The sequence below is a fragment of the Mesorhizobium sp. B2-1-8 genome, assembly GCF_006442545.2.
Taxonomy (GTDB): domain Bacteria; phylum Pseudomonadota; class Alphaproteobacteria; order Rhizobiales; family Rhizobiaceae; genus Mesorhizobium.
Window position 1 is genome coordinate 6,370,036 of the sequence record NZ_CP083952.1, and the last position, 6,094, is coordinate 6,376,129.

Below are 6,094 nucleotides of genomic sequence, written 5' to 3' on the forward strand. Positions count from 1 at the left end.
CAACAACAAGAAAAAAGGCAATGAGTATGATGCGTGCGGGGGCACATCTGGGAATTGCAGGGCTCTGGGGCAAATCGGTCCGGTTCTGGTCCAATCGCCGCGGCGTCGCGGCGGTCGAGTTCGCGCTTATCGCGCCTATCCTGCTGGTCATGTATTTCATGACCATGGAGGCTTCGCAGGCCATAGAGACGAGCAAGAAGGTAAGCCGCGTCGGCAGCATGGTCGCCGATCTCGTGACGCAACAGCCGACGATCGTCAAGGCGGACCTCGATGCCATCATGAAGATCGGCAGCGTAACCCTTCAACCCTACAACCGCTCGACGCCGAACATCACCATCACGGCCATACAGGTCACCACCGATGCCACGCCGAGGGTGCTGGTGGTGTGGTCGCGCAAGGTGGTCAACGGTGTGAACGGCGTCGGAGCCACCGCCGGCACCGCTACCACGGTTCCGGCAACCCTCACGGTAGCCGGGACCTTCCTGATCCGCGTGGAAAGCAATCTGAACTATACGCCGATCATCGGCTGGACGACGGACAGCCCGCAGAAGCTTGGAATGACTCCATCTCTCACAACGACGATCCCGATGGGCGAAACCTATTATCTGCGCCCCCGCAGGAGCGCCACGATTCCTTGCAGCGACTGCTGAAAACCTTATCGCCGACCGCCATCGGCCGACACCAGGCGCACGATGGCTTCCGCCGTCGCATAATCCTTTGAAGCCACAGGCATAAAGCCGCCGGTATGCTTCGATTCCAGAAGATCGTAGACATCCGGCGTCGTCGATTTGAGGTTGGTGAGAAACACGGTCAGCCGACGCTTGGCTTCCGGATCGAGATCGCTGCGCACTGCATGGGGACCGTATCTCAGCAGACCCGATATCCACACCACCTGAAGGGCCGAAAGGCCTGATGCCTCGAGCCTTGCCTGCGTGCCCCCGGCCACTCGCGGCTGTCCGTCGGCCGCTGCCTTCACCCAGCCGAACATGGCGTCGGCTTGACCGTCGACGAGCATGGTTTCGGCCGCCGACGCCGAGGGGGCATGGACAAGGAACGGTGCATCTTCGGCGATCTCGACGTGTTCGGCGGCCAACCCGGCCAAGGGCAGAAGCGAACCGCCGACGCTGTCCGGCGGCGGCATGGCGATCCGATGGGTCTCCAAGTCAGCCAGCCCGGGCAGTTTGCCATTCCTGGTCAGCAGCACCGAGCGGATGCCGGCCGCACCGTCGGAGTCGACCGGAGCCACGAGCGGCTCGATGCATCCGCAGCGTTGCAGCGCCGTGGCGTAGGCGGTCGCCGAATAGATGGCGTATTCGATCCGCGCATTGGCCTGTCCCTCGATCAGTGCCGCATAATCGCGGGCAACGACGAATTCGACCTTCATGCCGAGTGCATTGGTAAAGGCTTGCGTCAACACCGCCAGCCCCGGAACGGTGTTGCCAGCGCCAGGCTCGGCGACGATGCCGATGCGAAATGTGCCGATATCGTCGCGCCAGTCCGCCCATGCCGGTCCACACCAGAACGCGCCGTTCACAGCCATGAGGGCAATCCATGCCTTGAGCGCAACCTTCATGACAAAACCGCCTTTGCCCTTTGTTCGTCCATGGACATGCCCAACTCGTCTCGACACCTGATCTTTCGTGCTTGTATCTCGTTGTCCCAAAACCGCTGCGCACTTTTGGGCGACATGGACTTGACTATCGCGCCAAGCCGTTGCCGTTTGGTTTCCGAATTGCCAAGGCCGCCGTGGAACCCTATGTCTGGGCGTCCACACTGGCAACAAACGACCCGATGGCGCGTGCTTTTCTCTTCGTCCTGGATTCCTTCGGCATCGGCGGCGCGGCCGACGCCGAAAGCTATGGCGACGCCGGCGCCAATACGCTGGCGCACATCGCCGAAGCTTGCGCGGAAGGGCGCGCGGATCGCGAAGGGCTCCGTCAGGGACCACTGTTCGTCCCCCATATGGCATCGCTGGGACTTGGCAAGGCAGCCGAGACGGCGACAGCACTGGGTTTTACGCATTTCGGGACGGACCTGCTCGCCAATGCCTTCCATGGCGCGGCGCAAGAGATTTCGACCGGCAAGGACACGCCCTCCGGCCACTGGGAGATCGCAGGCCTGCCGGTGCGCTTCGACTGGGGCTATTTCCCCGACACGGTTCCCGCCTTTCCGGCCGACCTGACCGAGGCGATCATCCGCGAGGGCAAGGTGCCCGGCATCCTCGGCAATTGCCATGCTCCAGGGACCGAGATCATCGAGCGCTTCGGCGAGGAACACATCCGCACCGGCAAGCCGATTTGCTACACGTCGGTCGATTCCGTCCTGCAGATCGCCGCACATGAGACCCATTTCGGTCTGCAGCGGCTCTATGAATTCTGCCAGGTGGTGCGCCGGCTGGTCGACCCGCTGAGGATCGGACGGGTGATCGCACGTCCGTTCGTCGGCGAGACATCAGCCACCTTCGAGCGGACGTACAACCGCCGCGACTACGCCGTGCCGCCACCCGAGCCGACATTGCTCGACCGGGTGACGGCGCGCGGCAGCCGCGTCATCGCCGTCGGCAAGATCGGCGACATCTTCGCTCATCGCGGGATCTCGCAAGTCCGCAAGGCTGCGGGCAACATGGCCATGTTCGATCAGGCGCTGCTCGCCATGGACGAGGCCGGCGACGGCGACCTCGTCTTCGCCAATTTCGTCGATTTCGATACCGAATTCGGCCATCGCCGCGACGTCGCCGGTTATGCCGCCGCGCTCGAGGCCTTCGACCGGAGGCTTCCGGAGGCATTTGCGAAGCTGAAGCAGGGCGACCTTCTCATCCTGACCGCCGATCATGGCAACGATCCGACCTGGCGCGGCACCGATCATACCCGCGAACGCATTCCGGTCATCGGCACTGGACCTGGCCTCAAAGGCGGCGACATAGGGCTTAGGGCGACATTCGCCGATATCGGCGAGACGGTTGCCGAACATCTCGCGCTGAGGCGCGGCCGCAACGGCATATCCTTCCATGCCTCGATTGGCGGCCATGCCTGAGCTACCCGAAGTCGAAACGGTCCGGCGCGGTCTGCAGCCGGTCCTGGAAGGTGCCCATCTGGCCAAGGTCGAGATGAGACGGCCCGATCTGCGCTTCCCCTTCCCCGATCGGTTTTCGGAGCGGCTGACCGGCAGGACGATCACGGCGCTTGGACGGCGGGCCAAATACCTGACCATGCATATTCAGGGCGGTCCGGTGCTGATCTGCCATCTCGGCATGTCCGGCTCCTTTCGCATCGAGACCGGCGACGACGGCGAGACACCGGGCGTGTTCCACCATGAACGCTCGAAGAGCGCGGCGCACGATCATGTCGTGTTCCATGTCGTTTCCGCGTCCGGCGGGCGGTCACTTGTGATCTTCAACGACCCGCGCCGCTTCGGTTTCATGCTGTTTGGTGAAGAGCCGCCGGAGACGCATCCGATGCTCGCCGGACTGGGCGTCGAACCCACCGGCAATGCGCTGGACGGCGTTCTGCTTGCCTCGTTGCTGAAAGGCCGCAGGTCGCCGCTCAAGGCAGCGCTTCTCGACCAGAGGCTGATCGCCGGTCTAGGCAATATATATGTCTCGGAGGCACTCTGGCGCGCCGGCCTGTCACCGCTGCGCGAGGCGGGCACCATCGCCAGGACGGGCAAGAAGGCCAGGGAACAAAGCGAACGCCTCGCCGCGGCGATCCGCTCGGTCATATCAGATGCCATCGCGGCAGGCGGGTCTTCGCTGCGCGACTACGTGCACACCGATGGATCGCTGGGTTATTTCCAGCATTCCTTCGCCGTCTACGACCGCGAAGGCGAGCCTTGCCCGAAGCCCGGCTGCGGCGGCCATGTCGAACGGATCGTGCAGAGCGGGCGCTCGACCTTCTATTGCCGGACGTGTCAGACGTGAGCTAGACCGATGTCGAGCAAGGAGGAACAGCCAATGGCCTATGAGACGATCATCATCGAGAGGCGCGGCAAGGTCGGGTTGATCACGCTGAACCGGCCAAAGGCGCTCAACGCGTTGAATTCCCAGATTCTTGCCGAACTCGTCGCAGCCGTGAACGTTTTCTGCGCCGATACTGGCATCGGCGCCATGGTCGTTACCGGTTCCGACAAGGCCTTTGCCGCAGGTGCCGACATCAAGGAAATGCAGGCAATCTCCTATGCGGATGCCTACAGCCAGGACTTCTTCGTCGGCTGGGAAGAGTTCACGCGGGCGCGAAAGCCGATCATCGCGGCGGTGGCCGGTTATGCGCTCGGTGGCGGCTGCGAACTTGCCATGATGTGCGATTTCATCATTGCCGCCGACACCGCGAAATTCGGCCAGCCCGAGATCACGCTCGGTGTCATTCCCGGCATGGGTGGGTCGCAACGCCTGACCCGGTTCGTCGGCAAATCGAAGGCGATGGACATGTGCCTGACCGGACGCATGATGGATGCCGCCGAGGCCGAACGTTCGGGCCTCGTGTCGCGGGTCGTCCCGGCCGGCGAGCTGGTCCAGGAGGCGGTCAAGGCGGCGGCCAAAATCGCCGATTTCTCCCTGCCGTCGGTGATGATGGCCAAGGAAGCCGTCAACCGGGCCTATGAGACGACGCTTGCCGAGGGATTGCGCTTCGAACGCCGCCTTTTCCATTCGCTTTTCGCGCTCGAAGACCAGAAGGAAGGCATGGCGGCGTTCGCCGAAAAACGGAAGCCGAATTTCACCAACCGGTAGGGCATTGCGGTCCAGCGACCGAAACCCGTTGCATCGACCAAAAAGAACGCCAGGCGGCGTTGACGCGCCGGAAAAGCTGAACTATAAGCCGCACCAACCGAGGCGGCCCCGTGGCTGCCCGTTTGTTTTTTGCGCCCTGCGGCACGCCGCGTGCGCCGACCAGATCAGAAGAGAGGCATCATGGCCAACACATCCTCGGCCAAAAAGGCAACGCGCAAGATCGCTCGCCGCGCAGCGATCAACAAGAACCGCCGCTCGCGCGTCCGCACCTACGTCCGCCAGGTCGAGGAGGCACTCGCCTCGGGCGACAAGGCTGCCGCACAGGCCGCCTTCAAGGCAGCCGAGCCGGAATTGATGCGCGCCGCGACCAAGGGCGTGATCCACAAGAACACGGCCTCACGCAAGGTGTCGCGTCTCGCCCAGCGCCTCAAGGTGCTGTCGGCCTGACATCGCCTTCTCAGGACGATCTTCTTCGAACCCGGCCGATCGTGCCGGGTTTTTTCGTTTGCCGGCAAGTACTTAAAAAGAATAGCCGAAAACAGCTGCAAATGCAGATTCAACAGTTTGAAATGGTTTGCCGGCACATTCATGCCCACTGATGATCGATACGCATGAAAAGCGTCGACTTAAAAAACCATGCCCTGCAGAAATAGCTGCAGCTTTTCAAATGGTTAGCGACAGTCATCCACAACTTGTCCACAACGCGCCGAAGGGACGGGAGGACAACCGGCTGTCAAGAGAATTATTTCAGAAAATTTCACGCCGGCCCGGCTTTTTCATATTCGTCGGAAAAGGGTTTGAATCACAATGGCTTTGTCAAAATACGCCACTGCGGCATGGCGCTCCGACGCGCCCGAGGTAACCAGATTCCTTAAAAATCCGTTAGACGTGGCCTTGCCCTATCCACAGCGATTTCGGTAATGTCGATCTATCGAAAGGGACGGGCCTCTGGCCCTAACCCAGCCTGACGCGGCAAGCTTAAATTGGCGGGATTTGCGACGCGGATCAAGTCCGCGGACGGGTATGGTTTGCTCTTTTTCGATACGGTAGGGGACTGGCGTAACTAGACATGGCAGGTAGACGGCGCGCCGGCGCTCTTTCGCCGGACGGTGTCGTATTGCCCTGACATACCCGACGCGGACTGGCTTCCATGGGCCGGCACCGGTTCCCTTGGATGGTGGGCGACGTTCATTGCCGGCGGCGGCAACGGGCATCGTAGCGAAGACACGGTCGCTGGAAGAAGATGCAGGAGGCGCATCGCCGGCGAAAAACAGGTACAGAAAGGCAAGGAACTCGATCATGCAGAGCGGCATCGAAAGGGAGCTTACGGGCGACCTCCCATTTCCTGGAACTTTGGTCGGAGCAAACGAG

General features: G+C 62.0%; 6 protein-coding genes. 5 read left to right on the forward strand and 1 reads right to left on the reverse strand.

What is annotated here, in order from left to right:
- Positions 1–26 precede the first annotated feature (26 nt).
- Complete coding sequence (locus tag FJ970_RS31110; RefSeq protein WP_140757996.1) at positions 27–650, forward strand: TadE/TadG family type IV pilus assembly protein; 624 nt, start codon at positions 27–29, stop codon at positions 648–650.
- Between the two features lie 5 nt (positions 651–655).
- On the opposite strand, the gene FJ970_RS31115 is transcribed toward FJ970_RS31110, so the two are convergent.
- The gene (locus tag FJ970_RS31115; protein ID WP_140757861.1) at positions 656–1,573 is read right to left on the reverse strand and encodes a phosphate/phosphite/phosphonate ABC transporter substrate-binding protein; all 918 of its coding nucleotides are present in this window, start codon (positions 1,571–1,573) and stop codon (positions 656–658) included.
- A gap of 218 nt (positions 1,574–1,791) precedes the next feature.
- On the opposite strand from FJ970_RS31115, the gene FJ970_RS31120 reads away from it, so the two are divergent.
- The 4 genes from FJ970_RS31120 (at position 1,792) to rpsT (ending at position 5,170) form a co-directional block, all read left to right on the forward strand.
- Positions 1,792–3,033 carry a phosphopentomutase gene (locus tag FJ970_RS31120; RefSeq protein ID WP_140757862.1) on the forward strand — a complete coding sequence of 414 codons (1,242 nt, stop codon included), beginning with the start codon at positions 1,792–1,794 and terminating at the stop codon, positions 3,031–3,033.
- Complete coding sequence (mutM, locus tag FJ970_RS31125; protein ID WP_140757863.1) at positions 3,026–3,916, forward strand: bifunctional DNA-formamidopyrimidine glycosylase/DNA-(apurinic or apyrimidinic site) lyase; 891 nt, start codon at positions 3,026–3,028, stop codon at positions 3,914–3,916. The genes FJ970_RS31120 and mutM overlap by 8 nt, the downstream gene beginning before the upstream one ends.
- 33 nt (positions 3,917–3,949) lie before the next feature.
- The gene (locus FJ970_RS31130; protein WP_140757864.1) at positions 3,950–4,723 is read left to right on the forward strand and encodes an enoyl-CoA hydratase; all 774 of its coding nucleotides are present in this window, start codon (positions 3,950–3,952) and stop codon (positions 4,721–4,723) included.
- A 180-nt stretch (positions 4,724–4,903) separates the two neighbouring features.
- On the forward strand, positions 4,904–5,170 hold the full coding sequence (gene rpsT, locus FJ970_RS31135) for a 30S ribosomal protein S20 (RefSeq protein ID WP_027026587.1): 267 nt from the start codon (positions 4,904–4,906) through the stop codon (positions 5,168–5,170).
- Positions 5,171–6,094: the final 924 nt, after the last annotated feature.